Here is a 22,836-nt window from a genome sequence, read left to right on the forward strand (position 1 = left end):
TAGACAATTAGCTCCATCCATCAATTTGAGTATTGTTTTTTTGTAGCATTAAATATGTCGCATGAATTTTTGGTCAAGATATAGGGAGCTGATAGCGTCAAACCTGTCAAAGGAAACTGTCCCCGAAATAAAAGGAGTAGATTACTGGCGTGACAAGCTGTTTTACGTCATAGTTGTTTACACGTTGCCTGTGTGCATGATTGCCTATATTCCCGCAATGGCAATATGCTATTACCTTGATCAAACTGCGATAGCGTTTTACGATAGCCTGGCGATAGTGTTGATAGTGTTGGTTACCTTCTCAAAAAGACTAAGCCTGCGTTGTCGAAAGCTTATATATGTATTCACGCTATACTTGTTGTCTGTGAGCTTGTTGTATTACATGGGAGCTTACGGCCCTGGTCTTTTGTATCTCCTGTCCACGGTCATCTTCGTCAGTCTTATCTACTCCAGCAAATTGGCCTACTGGTGTATTCTTATCAATACAGTTATTTGCCTGTTGTTCGCTCTGGGTATGCAACTGCAAGTGATGGACTCGGCCATGGTTACCATTTACACACCTGAGGCCTGGCTGGCAGTAGCCTCAAATCAGGTGTTGTTAAGTATTTTGTTTGCAGCGTCCATACAGATGCTAACTTCCGGGTTTACTCAAACGCTGGAGAAGGAAAGCTCACTCAAAGAAAATATAAAGAATGAGGTTATTGAGTCTGCCAGGCTTGTTAAAGAGTTAAAAATAAAAAATGAGGAGATGGAGCAGTTTACCTATATAGCTTCACACGATCTTCAAGAGCCGCTTAATACTATTCTGGGAATCACCGAGGTACTGAAGCTTCCGAGCGCAAGGAACGCAGCCAGAGATTTCGAAAAAGGCCTGGATTACATTTCTTTTTCCGTCGAACGATTGAAGATGTTAATTAAAGGTCTTTTAGACTATTCCCGCATTGGCAGGCAATTGGCATTTGAAGAAGTTAGATGCGAAGAAGTGATAAGAAATGTTGCCAGCGATTTGCGCTCAGCCGTTTCGGAAAGTGGTGCAAAACTTATAATTGATGAATCGGTCAGGGATATGGACCGTGTAGCTGTTTTTCCGCTGGATTTCAATCAGTTGTTTCAAAACCTGATCAGCAATGCCATTAAATTTAGGAGCCCGACCGTGAAACCAGTCATAGAAGTGTCAGTTAAAGAGCGAAGTGATTTTTATGAATTTTTAATCAAGGACAATGGCATTGGGATAGATAAGGATAACCTTGACAAGATATTCATCATTTTTAAAAGAGCGCATAGTGACACCGCTTATCAGGGCACTGGAATAGGATTAGCATTCTGCAAAAAGATAGTTGAACTCCATGGAGGAAAGATTTGGGTAGAGTCAAAGGCAGGCAGTGGAAGTAGTTTTTATTTCACTATCTCCAGGCACCTCGCAAAATAATAGCCCCACTGCATAAAAGTTATTTATTGCAGTAATTCTCATCGGGATCGATGTAACGAAGACCGCCCATCCTTTTCATATAAATATTTGAAGGAAAATTTATGTTTTGCTAATCCGCAACTGCTAGTTTCGTGCGTATATAGGATTGAATCCTATTATGAATAAACTACTTTTCCATCTTTTCTGGTTTGCATTTTTTTTAACTCCAACGCTGGTCCTTTCTCAAAATTGCCTGGAACAGTTGGATAGCGCTAACTACTACTCAAAAACAGATAGGGTCAGGTCTTTGTACTTTGCCGATCAACTCATCTCAAAGCTCGATTCGGGGCTTTGTCAGAGGGAGGTGGGGTACGCAGAGGCATACAATAATATTGGGCTTATATACCTGGGCTTTGCAGAACACAACAGAGCTATCAGAGCCATTCAAAATAGCTTGAAGGAAGAGGTAGCGCAATATGATAGCCTGAGTCCGGGGCTTATCAAAATTTGTTTGAACCTTTCGGTGGCTTATCAGAACAACAGCGACTACCTGGCAGCTGAATCGTATTTGCTTTGGGCCGATTCGCTTGTGCGAAAGAACTATTCCGAACAGAGCCCTATTTACCTCGACGCTACCTATAAAAATGGACTTTTCTATATGGAGGTAGGTCAGTATGAAAAGAGCCGAAGTCAGTTTGAGCGGGCACTTAGGTTGACCTCCCAGTATTTTTCAGAAAATGATTCCATAAAGGGAGCCTTGCTGACTGAGTATGGTACGCTGCTGAGGGACATGGGTGACTATGAGGAAGGCGAAGTTGCCCTGAACCAGGCGATAGAAGCCCTAAAGGGAAAGAATGAGGTTATGCATTTGCGGGCACTTGACAGGCTGGCGGCGATAAAACTTGATCAAGGAGAGTTTTCTGCCTCGGAAAACCAGCTGCTAAGTAATTTGCAATTGAAAAAGGAGCGCTATCCCTCAGACTCGCTGCTGAGAATAGAGACACTTAATAGCCTTGCTGTATTGTACTTTAGGATCAATGACCTGGTTACCTCAGAGGCATATTTTGAGGATTTGCTGCACTATGCAGGCAGTAGGATTGAAATATCGCCCTATGTGACCAACAACATTGGTGCTATCTATTCGAAGAAAAGAGACTACAGAAAGGCTTTCGTTATGTTTCAGGAGAGTGCTGCGGCTATGCGGGAGCTGTATGGGGGCGTTCACCCCGACTATGCTAATGTGCTGAGCAACCTGGCCAATGTACAGAAAAGCCTGGGAGACATCAATAGCGCCCTTAATATCTATATGAGGGTGCTTGATTTGGATAAAACCATTTATGGGCCGGAAAACCCCCGATATGCCACAACACTTAACAATATAGCACTGATTTATCAGGCGTTTGGGTATGTGGAGTTGTCGGAGAAGCTTTTGCTGCAAGCACTGAAGATCAGGAAGGAAAAGCTGGGAGAGAAACACCCGATGTATGCGAAGAGTCTCAACGACCTCGGCGTTCACTTTTTGAATAAAGGCGACACACTTCAGGCTCTCGAGCATTTCGACGAAGCACTGAAAGCAGAAATTCACCACATGCAATCGGTGTTTCCTGTACTCACCGATCAGCAAAGGCAGCTATTTTTTGAAGACATTAAGTTTAACCTGGAGCGGTTTGCGAGTATTTCCTTCGGGAAAAGATATTTTGAAACTGAGTGGACTGAAAAGGTTTATAACTACTATTTGAACACAAAATCAGTATTGTTTTATGCGGCCGACAAGATGCGCACTACCATGCTGGAAAATCCTGATCCGGTCGTCAAGAACAGCTTTGTTAAGTGGAGAGAAGCAAAGTACATGCTGGCTCAAAGCTATCTTCTCTCTGAACATGAACTGACTTTGAGAGGAATCAACATTGCAAGCCTGGAAGAGCAGTGCAACAACCTGGAAAAAAAGATGGCGCTCCTGTCATCTACATTCTCCTCTCAGAGTGAGCTCTCTTTCTACAGCTGGCAGGATGTGGAGAAGAATATTGCCGATAGCGCTGTTTTAGTAGAGGTGATTGAGTTTAGGAACTACTCATTCAAGCTGGGTAAGTTGGGAGCCGAGCAGGGGTTTGATGACCGGAGCAGCTACGTGGTGTTCATTCTGCAGGGAGGCTCTAACCAGCTAAAAAGGATCAAGCTTGATGGCAGTGAGCAGCTGGTGGATCAATATACTTTCTATAAAAATTCCCTCAGATACGGCCTTGAAGATGCGTCTTCATATAATGTATTCTGGAAAAAAATTGACAATGAACTTAAAACAGACAGGAAGGTCTATTACGCTCCGGATGGCATCTATCACAAGTTAAACCCGGCCATATTGTATGATTCGGCTACAGAGCAATACGTGTCAGACAAATATAAGCTAGTGCACATCACCAGTGGCAAAGACTTTATTCAGGGAGGCAAGGAAGCCGCTAATAAGCTGAATACGGCGGCTATTTTTGGTAATCCTGACTTTACAACCCTGACTTTGACTTCACCACTCAACCCACTGCCAGAAGCGGAAAGGGAGGCTGATGATGTAACCGATATTCTACAGGGAGGAAAGTGGAAGGTTTCGGACTTCTATTATCTGAGTGCCACAGAGAGCAACCTTAAACTTAATCAGGATCCTGGCATACTTCACCTGGCAACTCATGGCTATTTTGAGGAAGACAGCAAGCGGCAAAGTGCGTTGCTCAACTCGGGCGTTTATCTGGCCAAAGATAAGAGTACCGAGGACGATGGAATTTTGACTGCCTATGAAGCAATGAACCTTAAGCTTGATCAAACCAGGCTTGTCGTCCTGTCGGCTTGCGAAACGGCACTTGGAACAGTTAAGAATGGAGAGGGTGTTTACGGCTTACAGCGGGCTTTTTTGGTGGCGGGGGCAAGCAATCTTATTATTTCTCTGGTAAAGGTGAACGACACCGCTACAAAAAACTTCATGAATATGTTTTATTCAGAATTTGTGAAAGAACATTCCATAGAAGACTCTTTTTTCACAGCAAGACAGCGTTTTAAACAACAATACCCGGATCCCTTTACATGGGGAGCCTTTATTCTTGTATCGAAGAAGTAATTACAACATCACTATTATTTCGTCCCCGGGCTTTAACTCTTCTTCGAGTTGATTTATTTCGTATATAAGCTCTTCAATGGTTTTGAACTTTCTGGCAATAGATTCTAGTGATTCGCCTGGTTTTACTGTGTACAGGAAAAAATTATCATCAATATCTTTTTGATTGATGAGGTTGCGCATGCTTGGCGTTTTGTGCCCGGCATCAAATACTCTCAGCGTATGGCCTTCCGTCAGGTCACGATTGTCGATGCCATTCCATTCTTTGAGCTTGTTTGGTGCAATGCCCAAATTTTGCGCTGCTGACTTAAGGTCCAGCGATCTCATTACCAGAAACGTTTCTGGCTTATTATAAGCGACCTGAGTTTCTGTATGGATGATAATTTGAGCCCGTCGGTTAAAGAACCGTGCATACCAGGAGTCATTTTCAGAAATGGGCTCCTCTTCCCCGAAAGCGAACACCCTCATTTTGGCTTCGGGTATCCCTTTCGATAACAGGTATTTCATGATGGAAACGCCCCTTTTTTCACTCAGTGCCCTATTGTAATCTTTGTCGCCTCTGCTATCGGCATGCGTTTGAATGTCAATCAGGGCAATATTGCTTTCTTCAAACTGCCTCACCAGGTCATCGAGTGCCACAAAAGTTTCACTTCTTAAATACGAGCTCCCGTAGTTGAAATAGACTTTTTCGTAAGCATACTCATAAAAGCTCCCCGCAGTATCTACTTCATTCACCACGGCCTGTAGCTTGCTTGGTGTGTTGATGGTGTATTTATTCGAGAGGCTGTCAGGAGACAGCAGATACGCAAAATGGCCAGACGGGTTGGCCAGCGTCAGAATATCAGTCCGTGAGTCTATAGTCAGCCTGACAAGCTCCCCAGGCGTTACACCAGCACCATGTATATTGATAAGCTCAGTTGTTGTATTGAAAGTTGGCGGGGCGGATTCTCTCCCTGTTGGAAAAAAGATGTCGTAGCCCTGGTAGTCGTCCATCCGGAAGGTGTAAAGGTCTAATGAAGAGGCTGTATAATACTGAAAGTCGATAATGGCATCGTTTGTCATGATGTATTCAAAAAACTCCTTAAGGCTTCCATACGGAAATGCCATGACATCCAGCCTGTTCCCATCTCTGTTGGATGATAAGTAGCCGCTTTTTCCCAGGAAAAGGTAGGTGTCGTCCAGCGTGCTATTAAAGGGCACCCCCAGGTTATATACTTTGGGTTCGAAAAAGGACAGCTGCTTGGCCAGGTACAGATCGAAACCACCGTAACCAGCCAACCCGTTGGAGGCGAACGTCAGGCAGCTATAGGCAGGGGAGTAGAAAGGCGTTATTTCGTCGCCCTGCGTATTGATTCTTTCTCCCAGATTGATAGCTGTTGTCCACCTGCTGCTGTCAATCCGAAGGCTCATCCAAATGTCGAGCCCGCCCTGACCTCCGGGTCTGTTGGAGGAGAAAAAGAGGGTGTCGGCACTTGCTGTTACAAACGGATGCTTTACATCAGTACCAGGCATGTTAATAGTAGTGTCAAGCTGGGCAGGCTCCGTCCAGTTTTTTCCGTCCCAGGTGGTGACAAGCACTTTGCAGGTACTTTCTTTGTTGCAATCACTATAGTAAAACGAACGGCCATCACCGGTAAATGAGCCTGTGCCCTGCGACCATCGGGTGTTGAGTTTTTTGAAAAATGCGGTTTCCTTCCATTTGTTATTATTGGCTTTGCCGTACGATATAAGGCTGGGCAGATAGTCGCCAAACTTAGGGTCATAATATTGGAGAGAGTGTACTTTTCGGGTCGTAGACATCACGAGGTTGCCATTAACCGGCCACTCGATCACCCCAAGGTCGTTTTGATCTGAATTAACGTCTGTCAGAGAAGTGAGTTTATACTTGGGCTTCGCTCGCTGGAGCCGCATGCCCAGCTCACAACCTGCCTTCTGAAATTTAACCAGCGACAAAAGTTTTTCCTGGCTAGCTGGTTCGAGCTGGAGGAAAGTGCTAAAGATGGAGTCCGCAGCTTTAAAGTCTCCCTTGATCTTTGTCAGAAACCCGTGGTAGTAAATGGAGGACGGTTGATGAGGGCCGGAAATCACGCTCAATGCACTGAATTTCTCCTCCGCTGTGTTGTAGTTGGTACTTTTTAAGTAACTAAACGCCTGCCTGTATCTCGACTCAAGGTCGCCGGGAGAAAGAGAGATCACCTTTTCGTAAAACTCCGCTGCCTCAAGGTACCTTTCCGCATCGTAGTATTCGTCGGCCACCTTCTTCAGTTTTTCAACAGACTGACCGGAGACATGCAATGAAAAAGCAAGCAGCAACGCAGACCAAAAAAATTTCATCTGTATAAAATTTGTTTTTCAGCGGCCACCGGTTCGCCGGAGCGATCGGTCCGCCGAAGCGGGAATAGCTCAAATCGCTTTGAAATGAAAGTTACTTGCTCTACGATTTTATTCATTTCCGATGTTTATCGCTCTCCTTATGGCTATTTCATGTCTTAGAATATTGGGCTATTAACCTTGAATGGGTTATTGCGGAAGTTGAAGTCATATCCCAAAGATACTTCAAATGATGGTGCAATTTGACCATAAATCTCATTGTTACGATAAGTATTCGAATTGAGGTCGTAACTAATGCCTGCACTAAAGTCGTTGATTTTGAAACCGCCTAGTACAATGAATGAATCAAACAACCGGTACCATGTGCCTACTTGCAGCGTCAAAGCAACATCGGACATGGTGCTGTTGATCTGATGTGAAAGGTAGGTGCCAAGGTTCACCTGATAGCTTTGTGATGAGTATGCCACCAATAGGGAAGGGTGCACATATGTTTTTGGCGTAACAATAAACTTGGCGTTTGATACCAGTTTGAACAGTATAGGGTTGTCGGTGAGGTATAGGCCACCAAACCGGCTTTTTGGTGTGTTGAGATTGTCGGCAGAGAGCCCAATGGTAAACGACCGATCCCTGAACATCGCATTGGGGTTATCGATGGCGGAATACAAAACGCCAAAATTGAAAACAGGATGGTAAGACGACAGCTTGCCAATGTCCTCCGGATTTTGTGTATTGTCGAAGCCAATATAGGGGTTGTACTGCGATCCCCATTGTAATCCATTCAGAGATATTCTTGTTTGTGTAACGCCTCCCTGTAATCCAAAGATCAAAGTGTTATTTCGTAACCGCTTCAGCTTGAGTGCATAGGCACCTGTAAGCAATATTTTTTGTGTAGAAAAGGCACCCTGAATGCCCTGGGTTTCCTTAAAGAAAGTAAGACCCGCTCCACCTACTTGAAATTTCCTGCTGGTATTTTGAAAAACAGGGTAGGAGACGGTGGCCTGGCTGAGATCATGAAGTGATCCGTCCCCTGCCAGCTTACTTTTATTGAAGTTTATCCTGGCTGAAAGGTACGGATTTGTTCCTGCAAACGCCGGGTTAACAAAAATAGCGCTGGAGTAGAACTGCGAAAACTGCCCGCCCTGGGCTTTTATCTGTCCAATGAACAGAAGAAGAATAAGGCCGATGAGTGTGCTTCTTTTCATCGCAGTAAAATAAATGATCCTTTTTTACTGAATGACCCCTGTGGCGTAACCACCTGAACTGAATAGTAGTAAACCCCTTCTGAGGCTGCCGCACCACCTTTTGTGGACCCATCCCAACCCAGCTCATCAAGTACCACATCGGTTTGATTGACGCTGTACATTTCTACATTGTACCCGTCCCAGATGGCCATTGTGAACTTTTCAACAGGGATACCTGCAAGAAATGGCCTGAAAAGCCTGTTTTCCTCCAGAGAGGCACGGGGCGCAAATATGTTGGGTACGAAAAACGCAGGCCCGGAGCTTAAAGGCATTCTGCCAAGACTAACGTACTTGGGCTCGTTTCGCAGTACCAGGGTTTTGGCAGAGGTTAACATGCCGTAAGTCAGCGAGTCGGTGTCGGTGAGTGAACCGATGCCCAGCTGAAAGTATTTTCCCTCTTCAGCATCTAAATGGGCAATTACCGGCCCGTACCTGTGAGCCCGTATCGTTTGAGTGTTCACCAGAGCATTGAGTTCAAAGCCGTCGAAATTAACTTCAACGGTGGTGGCAAGGTTCTTCTCACTTTCTTTGGTAACTATCCACTGTGCTTCATCCGACAGGCCGATCAGTGAATCGCCGGGCACCAAAAGAGAAGCGTCAGGAATAGCTATTTCCACAGCGATTTTATCTCCCTGAGATGCTTGCAGCAGAGAGAGGCTATTGAAATATCCGTCTATTCCCATAGGGTAGTAGAGGGCATTTCCAACGGAGGTTTGGCTTATCTTGCCCTCAATATAGCTTTCCGCCGACCCGCCAGCGATCTGCCCACTACTCACATGCACCTTTGTAGCTTGTGGGTAGAGGTAGCCTTTGTTCATGTCAAGCATGCCTGATACATCTATTGTATTGGCGAACAAAAACAAGCGACCCTGCTTGAAAAGGATAAGGTCTTTGGCCAACAGCTCGCTACCAGTCAGCTTTTGGTCGGCGACTCCTGTAAACTCCATCGAGCCAGCTGAGGTGTTTGCTGCAAAGTCGACATCTTTACTTAAAATCAGAGTGCCTCTGTTGTCAAGTGAACCTTCAAAATTCACCTCGTTGCTGAAAAACACCTTCGCATTGCCTTCTATATACATAGAGGCATTCGGCTGTAGCGTAAACGGCTGGGCCAGGCATTGCACACCTGCAAAAAGGATCGATATGAAGAATAGAAGGCGCATGTCTATTCCTGGCTGGAAGCAGGTGCTTTGGCGGTAGTTGTGGATTGAATAAGAAGATCAAGCTTTGCTTCGAGGGTTTTGAACCGCTCGTCGTTGGAGGATAGTTGAGCCTTCATCTCATCGATTTCTTCTTGCAAACCGGAAACTCTGGCGTGTTCTTCTTTGAGGGCTTCGATGAGGATGGGGATGAGGCCCTGGTAGTTGACACTATAATATCCGTTGGCTCCCATAACAGCCAAGTCTGGAAATAACTCCTGTAGCTCTTGCGCTATGAGGCCGTGGTGAAGAACGCTGTCCTGTTGGTCGATATAATGATAGGTATATCCATTTACTTCAACAAGCCTGTCCAGAACCCCTGAGATTTTGCTGATTTCTTTTTTCAACCTAACGTCACTTGCACTGAAGGAGAGTACCCTGCCTTTGGCATCTACTTGTACCTGAGCCGTAATCAAAGTACTATAAGTTCCTGCAGTTATGACATTTTGCATTTCTAACTGATCAGAAGTTATTTGAAGGCCGGATGTGCCTGATAAATTGACTGCCAGAGGTGTGCCGGCTCCTCCCGATAAGCCGTTGCCGGCGACAGATGCGTTAATGTCTATTGCAGAGATAGTCCCATTAGTGATTTCCGCACTCCCTACGACCAGCGGGCTCCAACTTGCCCCAGTTCCGTTGGTTGTCAGGTAATCTCCCACGCCGAACCCAGATTGGTCTGGCAGCACGCCAAGAGGGCTTAAATCTATGGTATTTTTACCTTGAATGGTTAAGTCGGTGCCTACCAGCGTTAGCGTTTGGAGTTCATTCGTGGGGTTCGAATCCGCATCATTGACATTATCAGTTCCAGTATCCCAGTTAGAGCCATCCCACTTAAGAATATCCATTGGATTGGGGGAAGTGGTTGTTAGATTGAAACCAGTTCCTCCACTAATGCTCACTGTATTTCCTGAAATAGATATATCCTGCTGGTAGGGGCTGAGGTCAATGTTTGTGGCCGAGCCGTTGTTGGTGATTGCTAGCGTATTCGCAGTCAGATTCAGGTCTTGAATCTCGTTGGTTGGATTGGCATCTGCATCGTCGACATTAAGGACCAATGTTGAACCCGATGACAAGGTGATATTTCCTGCTGTTGCGTCGGTGCTGATATCTTGAATTTCGTTGGTTGGATCGGCATCTGCGTCGTCGACATTAAGAGCCAATGTTGAGCCTGATGACAAGGTGATATTCCCTGACGTTGCGTCGGTGCTGATGTCCTGAATTTCATTGGTTGGGTCAGCATCTGCATCGTCGACATTAAGAGCCAATGTTGAGCCTGATGACAGGGTGATATTCCCTGACGTTGCGTCGGTGCTGATGTCCTGAATTTCATTGGTTGGGTCAGCATCTGCATCGTCCACATTAAGGGCCAGTGTTGAGCCTGATGACAGAGTGATATTTCCTGGCGAGGCATCAGTGCTGATATCCTGGATTTCGTTAGTAATGCTGAAGTCTGCGTCGTTGATGGAAACTGTTCCGCCGCTGTTAGAAAGTGTAAGGTTACTTCCTGCCAGTGAGAGTGTTTGCAACTCGTTGGAAGCGTCGGCATCTGCGTCGTCCACATTGAGAGTTAAAGACGAGCCACTGGAAAGCGAGATGTCACCAGCGGTACCGTCTGTGCTAATATCCTGAATTTCGTTTGTATTGTCAGCATCAGCGTCATTTACATTAAGGGCCAATGTCGAACCTGAGGATAAAGTGATATTTCCTGGCGTGGCATCAGTGCTGATATCCTGGATTTCGTTCGTAATGCTAAAGTCTGCGTCGTTGATGGAAACTGTTCCGCCGCTGTTAGAAAGTGTAAGGTTACTTCCTGCCAATGATAGTGTTTGCAACTCGTTGGAAGCATCCGCATCTGCGTCGTCCACATTGAGAGTTAAAGACGAGCCACTGGAAAGCGAGATGTCACCAGCGGTACCGTCTGTGCTAATATCCTGAATTTCGTTTGTATTGTCAGCATCAGCGTCATTTACATTAAGGGCCAATGTCGAACCTGAGGATAAAGTGATATTTCCTGGCGTGGCATCAGTGCTGATATCCTGGATTTCGTTCGTAATGCTAAAGTCTGCGTCGTTGATGGAAACTGTTCCGCCGCTGTTAGAAAGTGTAAGGTTACTTCCTGCCAATGATAGTGTTTGCAATTCGTTGGAAGCGTCGGCATCTGCGTCGTCCACATTGAGAGTTAAAGACGAGCCACTGGAAAGCGAGATGTCACCAGCGGTACCGTCTGTGCTAATATCCTGAATTTCGTTTGTATTGTCAGCATCAGCGTCATTTACATTAAGGGCCAATGTCGAACCTGAGGATAAAGTGATATTTCCTGGCGTGGCATCAGTGCTGATATCCTGGATTTCGTTCGTAATGCTAAAGTCTGCGTCGTTGATGGAAACTGTTCCGCCGCTGTTAGAAAGTGTAAGGTTACTTCCTGCCAGTGATAGTGTTTGCAATTCGTTGGAAGCGTCGGCATCTGCGTCGTCCACATTGAGAGTTAAAGACGAGCCACTGGAAAGCGAGATGTCACCAGCGGTACCGTCTGTGCTAATATCCTGAATTTCGTTTGTATTGTCAGCATCAGCGTCATTTACATTAAGGGCCAATGTCGAACCTGAGGATAAAGTGATATTTCCTGGCGTGGCATCAGTGCTGATATCCTGGATTTCGTTCGTAATGCTAAAGTCTGCGTCGTTGATGGAAACTGTTCCGCCGCTGTTAGAAAGTGTAAGGTTACTTCCTGCCAATGAGAGTGTTTGCAACTCGTTGGAAGCATCCGCATCTGCGTCGTCCACATTGAGTGTTAAGGACGAGCCACTGGAAAGCGAGATGTCACCAGCGGTACCGTCTGTGCTAATATCCTGAATCTCATTAGTGGCATCCGCATCCGCATCATCCACATCATCTCCATCCGCAAGGTCGGCGGGTACATTCGAAAGATCTCCAAAATCGCCACTAAAAAGAGTCGGCAGATTGGCAAGGCTGGCATAGTCGCCATCAAAATCGTCAGTGACATCAGTATCATAATTAGATAAGTCAACCTGAGCCAGGTTTGGATCGTTTGTGAGTGTCAATACACCGCTACTGAACTCCAGCGATTGAAGTTCATTTTCAGGGTCGGCGTCGCTGGTGGTAATAAGACTGCTTAAATCAACTGTGTTGCCCCGTTCGATGGATAGGTTGGTGCCTTCAAATGTAAGGTTCTGTTTGTCAGTGTCAATACCAGCCAGGTCAACTTCGTTAGCTCCCGATACTTTCAGCAGACTGCCGGTGAGAGATAATGTTTGAAGATTTTGCGATACAAGCAATTTATCCCATGCCGATCCGTTCCAATAGTAGAATAATCCTTCGGTGTCGTCAAACACCAGCAGCCCTTTTTCTGAGGCTTGCAATTGCATGGCTAGTCGCTGGGGAGTGGTAAGACGAGGAATAAGAAGCCCCTGGTTATTGTCGGGTGAAACGAGTTGAAGGACTGCATTTGGATTGGGAGTGGCGGTGTTAATGCCAACAGAATTGCCCTGGCAAAATACGTCAGTAGACAGCGCTATAACAATGAACCCGGCGAGGCCCAAATAGTGACTAAAACGGTACATAAGCTCAAAGGTTGGTACACAAAACTATTTCAATGTAACCGAAATTGTGATATTTTAATAGAGCTGGTCTGATAAAGTTGCTGGATGCACACAATCTCAAGAAAATGAACCTCTTTTAGATGTTACAAATTATAACATACTTGGACTATTTGAGGATTTAATAAAATGGCTCTGGAAAAGAAGAAGCCCGTTTTTTTCTACATACGAACTTTTTGGGCTTGATGGATTTGGTCAGGTGTCAATGTTATTTGGCGACTAATATTTTTTTTGCAATTTTTCCAAAATCATTTCGGTTTGAAGACGAAATCGATACCATATTGCCTGTTACTTCGCAAAGGTTGATCATTGAAAAAGCATTCCGAATTACCCACTACATTCGACACTTCGAAAAACTCCTTGATCACTATCTCTTTCCTGCTTTTGTATTCTATTGGATAAAAGTACTGCAACGGATCCTGTCTGCTTCCAAACCACAGCCGATCTTTTTCGGCCACATAAATGGCCCCAAGGGTGCTGCTTGTTTGTTCCACAAACTCATAATCACTACAACCCTCACACTTTAAGTACCTCGAGACAAACAGAATTCTACTGTACACGCTATCTTTGGAAAAGCTTAGCTCCATACTTACTTCAAGACGGCCGTAGTCGCCCGCCTCGTAAGAGTATTCGGGTATGTCCTGACTAAACAGGCAGTCCCAGTTGAACGTCGACGTGGGCACATCTTCAAAAACATAGTTTTTGGAAACCCAAGTGTGGGCTGAAAGAAGCTCATGGGGTGTAACGAGATTGTCTTCCTTACTGCAGCTGAGCAAGGGAAACAAGAAAACCATTAGCCAGCGTACGGGTTTGAACATAGTATATTGAATCTTGTGAGACGAAGCAAAGTAACCCTGGCAGACGTGCATGTTTGGTGAAAGCCGTGATTCGTTCGATGAAGCACCCAGCTTTTATGGACAAGTGTTGGAGCAAGACATCAGCTTATGCTGTTGCTGGTAGACCCGCTATTTCGTATTCGCATCATTGATCTCCACCCAGTAGCCATCGGGGTCTACGATGTAGATTTGACTGGCGCCATCAATGCGAACATTCGACTCGCCAGACTTGCCCTGCCAGCTTTCAAATGGGATGCCGACTTCGTTTAAATGTTTCATGTAGGGTTTGATATCTGTTGTATGCAGACAGATGTGCATGTTCTTTTCCATCTGGATTTTGCTGTTGTCGCCCTGAATGATGTGAAGTTCTTGTCCATTGCCCAGGTAGAACCAACGGTGTCTGCCGTCTTTGATCGGACAATCCATTTCTTTCAGACCAAGGGCCTTCATATAAAACTCAGCACTAACGTTCATGTCTTTAACGTAGAGCGCATAGTGATCGAAAGACAGCGACGGCAAGTTCTGAGTGGACTGGGCAAAGCTGCCAGCGCAGAAAATAAGTGATACTGCAAGGGTGGCGAAAATGTGTTTCATTTTAAGTGTTTGTTTAAGGACAGTTTAATTGTGGCGTGTTCTGCCAGTTTGATAAAGAAATATAAGCCACAATCTGGTAATTCCTTGGGTTCTTTCTTTCTTTAATCAACGGTTCGTTGCCTGACTCAAGCGAATCAATTTCAGGAGTGACCCGAAGTACAAGCTAGTACTTTTATTGTTTTCATGACAGAAAAGAAGGTTTTAACCGGGCTAATTGTGATTTGCACCCTGCTTGCCTTAACGGTACAGTTAGTCGGCGGTATTTCGGGAGATGGAGCAAGAGCCGACTTACCCATTATGTATTGGCCGCTGGGCTTTGGAGCGGTGGCGTTGCTATTAGTCGTTCCTGTGTACAATACCTGCGAATGGCTAATGCCCTTCAAAGAGAGGGAGAAACTGATGCTGGCTTGTCTTATAAGCATTCTTTACGGTCTCTTATTGGTTTTGCTGGCGCCGATTGTTGCTATTCTTTTCGAAAGGCTATTTAAGGTCAATGAACACTTCAATTTTTCAAGCCTGTCTTTGGTTTATGCATCGGATTGGGTTTTTATTTTGCCATGCACGCTTTTTTATTTCCTGCAGCTGCTTTTTGTGGTGCTACTAAGGCAAAAGGATCAGATAGTGAGAGATAAAGAGAAGGTCCTGGAATTAGAGAACCAGCTAAAGGAAGGAGCACTGAGCAGCTTGCAATATCAACTAAGGCCGCATTTTCTTTTCAACTCGCTCAACAATGTTGCCATGATGGTTAGAAAAGGCGAAAAGGAAGCCTCAGTCGATGCTCTGGTGAGTCTGAGTACTATTTTGTCAAAAGTGATGCGACGGGATAAGGAACAGATGATCAGGCTTCAGGAAGAACTTGACCTACTTGAGAATTTCATCACAATTGAAAGGCTGAGGGATGATAAAGTATCCATTTCTGTTGATGTGGCGGATGGAGCGAATGCTGCAATGGTGCCTGTGCTGCTCCTACAACCCATTGTGGAAAATGCTTTTAGATTTGCCAGGGAAAGTGGAATTGATGAACCTTCGGTGCGCATAAATGCAGCAGTAGTCGGGCAATCTGTTCAGCTAAAAGTGTTTAATTCCGGTAAAGGGCTCATAGGTTGGACGCTGATGGACTCGTCGGGTATCGGCCTTATCAACACTATTCACCGGCTTCGCTATATTTATGGCACCAGCTTCTCGTTTACCACAACGGATTTTCCCGGTGGAGTAGAGATAGTTATTGAAATACCCTCAAAATTAGAAAGGCATTGAAAAGAGTCCGCTGCTTGATAGTTGATGATGAAAAGGAAGCCAGAGAAGGTCTTTTTCTCATGCTGAAGGCTTATGAGCAGCTTGAGGTTGTTGGAATATGCGCTAATGGGCTTGATGCTATTACGCAAATTGACACGCTACGGCCCGATCTGGTGTTTTTGGATATACAAATGCCCCAGGTAAACGGGTTTGAAGTTGTCAACAGCCTTGAACCGCCCTTGCCTGCTTTTGTGTTCATCACGGCCTTCGACGAGTATGCGCTCAAAGCATTTGAAGTGCATGCGCTGGACTACCTGCTCAAACCATTTACCAAAGAGCGACTTGACGAGGCGGTTGCGCATGTTAGTCTGTTTTTGGATAAGGGGACGGGTGCGCCAAAAGAAATACGGCAAATAGCTAAATTATCTACTGACAACGCCAGATCTGACAGTGTGGTCAATAGTGATGGGCTTTCAGGTAAGCTCGTCATCAAGGCTGATGGCAGGTTGTATTTTATCGAATGGGCTTCCATTATCTGGATACAAGCCTACGACTACTATGTGAAAGTGCACACAAAGGACAAATACTACCTGGTAAGAGAAAGTATGAAAAAAATAGAAGCCAGGCTACCCGAAACCACTTTCTTGCGGGTGCACAAGTCCAGCATAGTGAATACTTCCTATATTCATTCTATTGAGTCTGTGGGGAATAACGACCATCTAATAACTCTACAGAGTGGAGTCAAAGTAAAGTCGAGCAGAAGTTATTCAGCTTCCCTTCAAAAGTGGATGAACTAATCGGCTGACTGCATGTCCCTTGCGATTTACTGCATTTGTTTTGAGCCAAAACCTTTAACCATTTGATTTGACTCATGATCAAAAACTACCTCACCATTGCTTTTCGGGTTTTCAAAAGGGACAAGATTTACTCTTTGATGAACCTGCTCGGGCTTACAGTGGGTATTACTGCCTCCCTTTTGCTGTTTGCCTATAGCTACAATGAGTCACAATACGACCAGTATCACGAAAACAAGGACAGAATCATTCGGATAGTGATGGACGTCAATTTTGGCGACGATACACGGGCGGTGGCTGTGGTGCCGGCTGCGTTGGGCAACTTTATGAAAGAACATGCCCCTTCGGTAGAGGAATATGCCATGCTGAGGTCGATTCCTCATGCTGGCTTTCAGGTGGTGAAGGGCGATGAAGTGGTGGCCGAACATGGGTTGTTCTACGCCAGCCAGGGGGTGCTGGACATGTTTACCTACGATTGGCTTGCTGGAGATAGGGCTACGGCACTTGTGCCTCACAATACCATCGTGTTGAACCGGTCGCTGGCTGAAAAGTATTTTGGCGAAGTTAACAAAGCAGTCGGTGGGGTTATTTCCAGAGACGACGGTACCCAATATAAGGTGACAGGTGTAATTGAAGATGTAAACCAGAAAGGGCACTTTACGCCAAATGCGCTGGTGAGCCTTTGGGATGATTCAAAACCAACCAACTGGAGAGACTGGAACTGGTGTACTTACCTGCTGTTGTCAAACCCAGGAGAGGACTTCACTCCTGTGTTTCAACAGGCATTTGATGAAAACATGGCCCCGGAGCTTGAGCAGCAGGGGGGTGGCAAGATCACTTTTTCTACTCAGAAGCTCACGGATATCTATTATACCTCCCGACTTGAGTTTGAAATGCAACCCAACGAAGGCAACAGGGCATTTATTCAGGGTTTTGCGATTGTTGGGTGCTTTTTGTTGCTGCTGGCTATTATCAATTATGTTAATCTTGTTACGGCCCAGTCACAAAAAAGAGCCAGAGAGGTTGGTGTGAAAAAGGCCTTTGGAGTAGGCTCCAACGCACTCAGGATGCAGTTTTTCACCGAGGCTTTTGTGTACGTGCTGTTGGCAACGATGCTTTCTTCAGCCACACTGGTTGTCATGAACCCTGTTTTTCAGCACTTCACCGGAGACAAGCTACCGGTTGAACTGTTGGTAGGCTGGGAGGCGCCTTTTTTGGTGTTGTTCTTTATTTTGATCATTACCATTCTCTCAGGTGCTTACCCCGCCATTGTTATTTCCTCTTTCCGACCTGTTCAAGTATTGAAAACCAACGGCGCTGGTAAGTCGGGAGGTGGATTGTCGTTGAGAAAAGCGCTGATTGTGCTGCAGCTATCTGTTTCCCTGCTGATGATAGTCGGAATCACTGGTGTGTATACGCAGTTAAGGTTTATTAGCGGCTACAGCCTGGGCTTCGAAAAGGAACAGGTGCTGTTGTTTAATTTGCCCAATGCCGCCGTTGGCAACTATCATCCTCTCCGGGAAAGATTGATGACTTACACTCAAATTGGCGGAGTAGCCTCGATGACAGATGCTCTTGGAGAAAAACCACCGGTAAATGACTTTACATATGAGACCGACGAGGGAGAGAGAACAGAGATCATACAGCAGTTGTGGGTGGACGAAGGCTTCTTCAAAACCATCAAAGTGTCCCTGCTGGCGGGACGTGATTTCCGCTATCTGGCAGAGAACGATACTACTCACTCAGGAGTTTTAGTCAACAGGGCCTTTGTAGAGCACGCCGGTTGGAAGATAGCAGATGTTCCCGGCAAGCGCCTTTGGTCGCATGACTGGAGTGACAGAATTATTGGTGTGGCGGAAGACTTCCATGTGGTTTCACTACACGATAAGCTGGAACCTTTGGTGTTTCGTTACAATATGCCGTCTCGGAATATGTTGGTGCGCTACAATGGCCCATTTTCTGAAGCGATGGACATCATTCAGGAGGCTTCCTGGGAAGTGGCTGGAGAAGAGTTGCCTGCCTGGACGTTTCTTGATCGTAAGTTTCAGCTTCAGTATGAAGAAGATGAAAAAAGAGCTAGCCTCCTGGCCGTATTTACAGGCATAGTCATCTTCATTGCCTGTTTAGGATTGCTTAGCGTCACAGCCTACGAGGTGAGGCGGCGAAATAAGGAAATCGGCATCAGAAAGATACTCGGAGCCAGTGCTGGCGGCATTCTCCTGCTTTTCTCACGATCCTACATTGCGCTTGTCGCCTGGGCGGCGTTGCTGTCCATTCCTGTTGCCAACTACCTCCTCACCGAGTGGCTTGGCAGCTTCGCTTACCGCATTGAGGTCGACTGGTGGATGCTGGTGCTGCCGTTGGTTGTTCTTGCTGGAATCTGTGCAGCGGTTATCAGCATTCAATCGGTGAAGGCCACGAGGGTGAATCCGGTGGAAGCGCTGAGGTGTGAGTAAGAATTGATCTTGAGATTGTGACTAGTTTAGTGTCGGACTTTTACATTTCAGCTCTTGATGTTAACTTGAAACAAAAAGTACATGGAAGCCCTCTGCACACACCTCCAAAACTTTCTGCCCAAACCTTCAGATGTTCACGTCTGCGAAGAATGTGTTAAAATGGGCGGGAGCTGGGTGCACCTTCGTACATGCCAAACCTGCGGCGTTACTCTCTGCTGCAACTCTTCACCAGGCACCCACATGACGAAGCATTTTCAGGCTACTGGCCACCCTGTGGTTATTTCAGCTGAGCCTGAGGAGTATTGGGCTTACTGCTACGAGGATGACGCCTTTATGCGTTATCACTTATCAGGCTGAACCTTATTTCCCCACACTCTTCAACACCCTCTCCACAATCCCGTCCATGCTGCTGCTGTCAATCCAGCGGGCTACGATGACTAAGTCGTTTTCCTGGTCGACGTAGATCATATTGGCACCAGCACCTAAATGATAAAAGGCAGAGGCCGGAGCACTTGGCAAAGGCTTCTGCTCGGTGTTCAGGAAAAAGTTCATGAAGCCGTAGGTAGTCTGCACGGGTGTAGGTGTTCTGGCCATGCTCAGCCACTTTTCGGAAATCAGCTGCTGGCCATTCCAGTTACCATTGCGTAGCGTTAGATAGCCAAAACGGGCCTGGTCGTAGGCATTGATGAACATGCCGCCGCCCCAATGCGACCCACCGCTGACGGACTGCACAGGCTTGCCGTCCAGCACGATCCACGAATTTTCGTAGCCCAGCCAACGCCAGGTAGGAGAGGCTCCAATAGGATCCATGATGTTTTCTTTGAGCACTTCTGGTAGTGGCTTTCTCCAAACGTTGAGAATGCACAATGCTAGCAGGTTCACTCTCGTGTCGTTATATTTGTAAAAGCTGCCCGGCTCGTTTCTTTCTCTCCCAATCCAGCCTTCAGTGTCACGGGGCGGACGGTCGGCCCAGTCGGGCTTTCCCCAGAGCGTGCCTTCCCAGTCGCTGGTTTGGCGCAGCATGTGGTTCCAGGTGATTTTTCGGTTGTGCTCAGAGGCAAATAGCTCCAGCACGTCAGGCTCTTCAAACGACTCGGCTTTGTTGAGCGACATCCGGGCTGGCTCGTAGGGAATCACCGGGCCGATGTAAGGATATACCTTGTCATTCACATCTCTGATAAGGCCTTTGTCGTAGGCGAGGCCAACAGTGGTGGAAAGAAAGCTTTTTGCAACGCTAAACGTTTGATCTACCCGATCAGGATCGCCCCATTTGGCAATGATGTAGCCATTTTTGATCACCATGCCTGTAGCCGGGCCTCTTTCTTTCAGCGGGCCAACGGCGTCCCCAAAGGGCTCCTTCCCGAAGCTGAGGTAGTGAGCCTCCTTTAGGTTTCTCGAAGCTTTCGACTCGCTGGCAATAGCGAAATCGACTGCTTCTTGCAGCAATGAGGGATCGACGCCCATAGCGGCCGGTGTGCGTTCTTCCCAGCTACCTGCCGGAGGGAAGTATGGCTTGAGTGCTTTGCTTTTTTGACTGAATAATAGGGCAGGAGCCGTAGTGAAAATGAAAAGAAGGCAAATTTTGAACTTCATGATGCTGGATGGACTAAAAATGAAACAGGTGGTCAGTGATTTTTTGTGCAGACCAAATTTACTATTCAGTCACAAAAAAACATTAACCACCTGTCACAGAAAGAAATGAGATTTGAGTACTTGTCTACCTCCGACTGCCTCCCAGCCTTTCAGGCGTCTGACGATTGCCACCACTGATGCCAGCGCCATCGTACCGACGCCTGCTTCGGTCTTCCGTCTTCCAGCTTCTATCTTCTCCCTACTCTTGCTCGACAATCACCACTTTCTCCATCACTTCACCCTCTCTGATCGCATCTATCACATCAAGGCCTTCGAACACTTTGCCGAAAACGGTGTGGTTTCTATCAAGGTGGGCTGTGTTTTTGCGGCTATGGCAAATGAAGAATTGTGAACCGCCAGTGTTTCTGCCAGCGTGCGCCATGCTGAGTACGCCACGGTCGTGGTATTGGTTTTCGCCGTCAAGTTCGCAGGGAATAGTGTAGCCAGGTCCGCCAGCTCCTGTACCTTTAGGGCAGCCGCCTTGAATAACGAAATCAGGAATAACCCTGTGGAAGGTAAGCCCGTCGTAGAAATTATGATTGGCTAGTTCTTTAAAGTTGGCTACTGCCTTTGGAGCGTCTTTTTCGAAGAACTTGATCTTCATAACGCCTTTCTTCGTGTGTATCTCGGCTATTTGCATGATGTTAGTTGATATTTTAGTGTAAATTAAGCGATGACCGTTTGTTGGTTGTTATACTTATTTCGGCTTGCAAAACACACAAAAGTAGTATTTGTATGCAACTGATCTCTACATTATTATCAAAACGAATTCTTTTTGCCCTGTTTTTTCTTGTGTGCTCTTTAGCTGTCCTGGGTCAAACTGGGTCGCTGTCGGGTCGGGTGATAGATGCTGGCACAGAGGAACCATTGCCATTTGCTAATGTTTTTATCAGTAGCACCACCATGGGCTCCACCACTGCGCTGGATGGCTCGTTTCTGATCGAGCGAATACCTTTTGGTGCGGTTCAGTTGGTGGTTTCATTTGTCGGCTACAAGCACCAAACATTCAATTTTGATTTCACTGAAAGCTTCAACCTTAGCACAGCCATATCGCTTGAACCGGCTTTGGAAGAGCTGAGCACCATTGAGGTTACTTCGAAAAAAGACAAGAAGTGGGAAAGAAATCTATCTAAATTCACCAAAGTGTTTCTTGGTGAGACAGAATTTTCTAAGGGCTGCAAAATATTGAATCCCTGGGTGCTTGAGTTTGCAGAAGACAAGGACAACGGGCTGGTGGCAACGGCTAGTCGGCCAGTGGAAATCGAAAACCACGCATTGGGCTACAAGGTATTTTATCATTTGCGGCTTTTCAAGGCCAATTCGACAAATTTCTTTTTTACTGGGGAAACCAGGTTTGAAGAAATGACTCCCGCAGATGAGAAGCAAAAGAGCCAGTGGATCAAGAATAGAGTCATCGCTTTTAAAGGGTCGACAAGGCATCTCTTTTTGGCTATACTTTATGAGTATATTCAAAAGGGACAATTGCAGCAGGAAGGCTTTGCCTTGCTTCAGGAGAAGTTCCCAAGGGAAGGGCCCATTGTGCGGCACCCCGATCTTGCAAAAACAAAAAAAGAAATCCTGATTGACTACCCACTGGAAAACCTGGTGGGAGCCTCTTACCGGGCAGGGCTTTACAGAATATTGCTCAGCGGCAAAGTAGAGGTGCATTACAAAAGGGAGCAGGGGGTGCCAAAAAACACGATTTACAACGACACACTGGCGGAGGTGTCGTGGCTGGAGGTGAAGGAAGGCTACGTAGATGTGACTAAAACCGGCCTTAACCAAAAGCCCGACCAGCTGCTGGTTTCAGGCGCCATGAGCCAGGGTTGGGTGGCCATGATGCTGCCCAACGATTATGACCCCGCCAGCAATAACCCTTAGGAAATGGCTTCTTTTACCGCCGCCACGTTCTTTGGCGAGTTCCCAATGAATATTTTTCCATCAATGACAAAGACTGGACGTTTTAGAAAGGTATACTCCTCAAGAATATAATTTCTGTAGTCCTGATCGCTCAATTGTTTGTCCTTTAACCCAAGGGCTTTGTATTTCATGGCCACTCTCGAAAACAAGGCCTCATAAGACCCTGCCATCGCTTTCATTTCGTCGATTTGTTCGGGGGTAATAGCCTCCTTTTTGATGTCCTGATAGATAAACTCTTTGCCGATGCCGAGCTCTTTGATAATGCGCTGGCAAGTGGAACAGGTGGAGAGGTGATACACTTTCTTCATAGGGCAAAGAAAAGAAAATTTGTGCAATTAGACCCTTGATGGACGGCATTTGCAACTAATCATCTATACCCCGTGAGGCAAGCGATTTGATTTCCTGCTGAAGACACTTCACTTGGGAATGGAGCCAGGCAAATCGAAAACTGCTTAAAATTCTTATTGGTGAACGTTAT

16 protein-coding genes are annotated in these 22,836 nt (G+C 46.1%); 7 read left to right on the plus strand and 9 right to left on the minus strand.

What is annotated here, in order from left to right; all coding sequences use genetic code 11:
• Positions 1-61 precede the first annotated feature (61 nt).
• Together RT717_RS09365 and RT717_RS09370 are read left to right on the plus strand one after the other, a co-directional pair.
• Complete coding sequence (locus RT717_RS09365; RefSeq protein ID WP_317491474.1) at positions 62-1,429, plus strand: sensor histidine kinase; 1,368 nt, start codon at positions 62-64, stop codon at positions 1,427-1,429.
• 157 nt (positions 1,430-1,586) lie between these two features.
• The gene (locus RT717_RS09370; protein WP_317491475.1) at positions 1,587-4,508 is read left to right on the plus strand and encodes a CHAT domain-containing protein; all 2,922 of its coding nucleotides are present in this window, start codon (positions 1,587-1,589) and stop codon (positions 4,506-4,508) included.
• Here RT717_RS09370 and RT717_RS09375 read toward each other — a convergent pair whose 3' ends face one another.
• The 6 genes from RT717_RS09375 to RT717_RS09400 form a co-directional block, all read right to left on the minus strand.
• Positions 4,509-6,839 carry an OmpA family protein gene (locus RT717_RS09375; protein WP_317491476.1) on the minus strand — a complete coding sequence of 777 codons (2,331 nt, stop codon included), beginning with the start codon at positions 6,837-6,839 and terminating at the stop codon, positions 4,509-4,511.
• A 155-nt stretch (positions 6,840-6,994) separates the two neighbouring features.
• Positions 6,995-8,038 carry a PorP/SprF family type IX secretion system membrane protein gene (locus RT717_RS09380; RefSeq protein ID WP_317491477.1) on the minus strand — a complete coding sequence of 348 codons (1,044 nt, stop codon included), beginning with the start codon at positions 8,036-8,038 and terminating at the stop codon, positions 6,995-6,997.
• Positions 8,035-9,237 (minus strand): hypothetical protein, encoded by a 1,203-nt coding sequence (locus RT717_RS09385; protein ID WP_317491478.1) that lies wholly within the window; start codon positions 9,235-9,237, stop codon positions 8,035-8,037. The genes RT717_RS09380 and RT717_RS09385 overlap by 4 nt, the downstream gene beginning before the upstream one ends.
• Before the next feature lie 2 nt (positions 9,238-9,239).
• Positions 9,240-12,854: a tail fiber domain-containing protein gene (locus RT717_RS09390; protein WP_317491479.1), complete on the minus strand. Its 3,615-nt coding sequence runs from the start codon at positions 12,852-12,854 to the stop codon at positions 9,240-9,242.
• Positions 12,855-13,138: 284 nt separating this feature from the next.
• A complete protein-coding gene (locus RT717_RS09395) occupies positions 13,139-13,708 on the minus strand; it encodes a hypothetical protein (protein WP_317491480.1) in 570 nt (189 codons plus the stop codon).
• 147 nt (positions 13,709-13,855) lie between these two features.
• Complete coding sequence (locus RT717_RS09400; protein ID WP_317491481.1) at positions 13,856-14,320, minus strand: VOC family protein; 465 nt, start codon at positions 14,318-14,320, stop codon at positions 13,856-13,858.
• Positions 14,321-14,503: 183 nt separating this feature from the next.
• Between RT717_RS09400 and RT717_RS09405 the strand changes: the two genes are divergently transcribed.
• The 4 genes from RT717_RS09405 (at position 14,504) to RT717_RS09420 (ending at position 19,163) form a co-directional block, all read left to right on the plus strand.
• On the plus strand, positions 14,504-15,577 hold the full coding sequence (locus tag RT717_RS09405; RefSeq protein WP_317491482.1) for a sensor histidine kinase: 1,074 nt from the start codon (positions 14,504-14,506) through the stop codon (positions 15,575-15,577).
• Complete coding sequence (locus RT717_RS09410; protein WP_317491483.1) at positions 15,574-16,353, plus strand: LytR/AlgR family response regulator transcription factor; 780 nt, start codon at positions 15,574-15,576, stop codon at positions 16,351-16,353. Before RT717_RS09405 ends, RT717_RS09410 begins: the two co-directional genes overlap by 4 nt.
• Before the next feature lie 74 nt (positions 16,354-16,427).
• Entirely contained in the window at positions 16,428-18,806 is a 2,379-nt protein-coding gene (locus RT717_RS09415; protein WP_317491484.1) for an ABC transporter permease, read from the plus strand.
• 81 nt (positions 18,807-18,887) lie between these two features.
• Complete coding sequence (locus RT717_RS09420) at positions 18,888-19,163, plus strand: UBP-type zinc finger domain-containing protein (RefSeq protein WP_317491485.1); 276 nt, start codon at positions 18,888-18,890, stop codon at positions 19,161-19,163.
• A gap of 3 nt (positions 19,164-19,166) precedes the next feature.
• On the opposite strand, the gene RT717_RS09425 is transcribed toward RT717_RS09420, so the two are convergent.
• Together RT717_RS09425 and RT717_RS09430 are read right to left on the minus strand one after the other, a co-directional pair.
• Positions 19,167-20,399: a serine hydrolase domain-containing protein gene (locus RT717_RS09425; RefSeq protein WP_317491486.1), complete on the minus strand. Its 1,233-nt coding sequence runs from the start codon at positions 20,397-20,399 to the stop codon at positions 19,167-19,169.
• A 238-nt stretch (positions 20,400-20,637) separates the two neighbouring features.
• On the minus strand, positions 20,638-21,078 hold the full coding sequence (locus RT717_RS09430; RefSeq protein ID WP_317491487.1) for a peptidylprolyl isomerase: 441 nt from the start codon (positions 21,076-21,078) through the stop codon (positions 20,638-20,640).
• Between the two features lie 95 nt (positions 21,079-21,173).
• Between RT717_RS09430 and RT717_RS09435 the strand changes: the two genes are divergently transcribed.
• The gene (locus tag RT717_RS09435) at positions 21,174-22,319 is read left to right on the plus strand and encodes a carboxypeptidase-like regulatory domain-containing protein (protein WP_317491488.1); all 1,146 of its coding nucleotides are present in this window, start codon (positions 21,174-21,176) and stop codon (positions 22,317-22,319) included.
• On the opposite strand, the gene RT717_RS09440 is transcribed toward RT717_RS09435, so the two are convergent.
• The gene (locus RT717_RS09440; protein ID WP_317491489.1) at positions 22,316-22,666 is read right to left on the minus strand and encodes an arsenate reductase family protein; all 351 of its coding nucleotides are present in this window, start codon (positions 22,664-22,666) and stop codon (positions 22,316-22,318) included. The two genes, RT717_RS09435 and RT717_RS09440, sit on opposite strands and share 4 nt — an antisense overlap.
• Positions 22,667-22,836 lie beyond the last annotated feature (170 nt).

The sequence above is a fragment of the Imperialibacter roseus genome (assembly GCF_032999765.1).
In the GTDB taxonomy this organism is placed as follows: domain Bacteria; phylum Bacteroidota; class Bacteroidia; order Cytophagales; family Cyclobacteriaceae; genus Imperialibacter; species Imperialibacter roseus.

Excerpts from the sequence above, each read along its gene's own strand:
- RT717_RS09365 (WP_317491474.1), top strand. The coding sequence starts at position 62 with ATGAATTTTTGGTCAAGATATAGGGAGCTGATAGCGTCAAACCTGTCA.
- RT717_RS09370 (WP_317491475.1), top strand. The coding sequence starts at position 1,587 with ATGAATAAACTACTTTTCCATCTTTTCTGGTTTGCATTTTTTTTAACT.
- RT717_RS09375 (WP_317491476.1), bottom strand. The coding sequence starts at position 6,839 with ATGAAATTTTTTTGGTCTGCGTTGCTGCTTGCTTTTTCATTGCATGTC.
- RT717_RS09380 (WP_317491477.1), bottom strand. The coding sequence starts at position 8,038 with ATGAAAAGAAGCACACTCATCGGCCTTATTCTTCTTCTGTTCATTGGA.
- RT717_RS09385 (WP_317491478.1), bottom strand. The coding sequence starts at position 9,237 with ATGCGCCTTCTATTCTTCATATCGATCCTTTTTGCAGGTGTGCAATGC.
- RT717_RS09390 (WP_317491479.1), bottom strand. The coding sequence starts at position 12,854 with ATGTACCGTTTTAGTCACTATTTGGGCCTCGCCGGGTTCATTGTTATA.
- RT717_RS09395 (WP_317491480.1), bottom strand. The coding sequence starts at position 13,708 with ATGTTCAAACCCGTACGCTGGCTAATGGTTTTCTTGTTTCCCTTGCTC.
- RT717_RS09400 (WP_317491481.1), bottom strand. The coding sequence starts at position 14,320 with ATGAAACACATTTTCGCCACCCTTGCAGTATCACTTATTTTCTGCGCT.
- RT717_RS09405 (WP_317491482.1), top strand. The coding sequence starts at position 14,504 with ATGACAGAAAAGAAGGTTTTAACCGGGCTAATTGTGATTTGCACCCTG.
- RT717_RS09415 (WP_317491484.1), top strand. The coding sequence starts at position 16,428 with ATGATCAAAAACTACCTCACCATTGCTTTTCGGGTTTTCAAAAGGGAC.
- RT717_RS09420 (WP_317491485.1), top strand. The coding sequence starts at position 18,888 with ATGGAAGCCCTCTGCACACACCTCCAAAACTTTCTGCCCAAACCTTCA.
- RT717_RS09425 (WP_317491486.1), bottom strand. The coding sequence starts at position 20,399 with ATGAAGTTCAAAATTTGCCTTCTTTTCATTTTCACTACGGCTCCTGCC.
- RT717_RS09430 (WP_317491487.1), bottom strand. The coding sequence starts at position 21,078 with ATGCAAATAGCCGAGATACACACGAAGAAAGGCGTTATGAAGATCAAG.
- RT717_RS09435 (WP_317491488.1), top strand. The coding sequence starts at position 21,174 with ATGCAACTGATCTCTACATTATTATCAAAACGAATTCTTTTTGCCCTG.
- RT717_RS09440 (WP_317491489.1), bottom strand. The coding sequence starts at position 22,666 with ATGAAGAAAGTGTATCACCTCTCCACCTGTTCCACTTGCCAGCGCATT.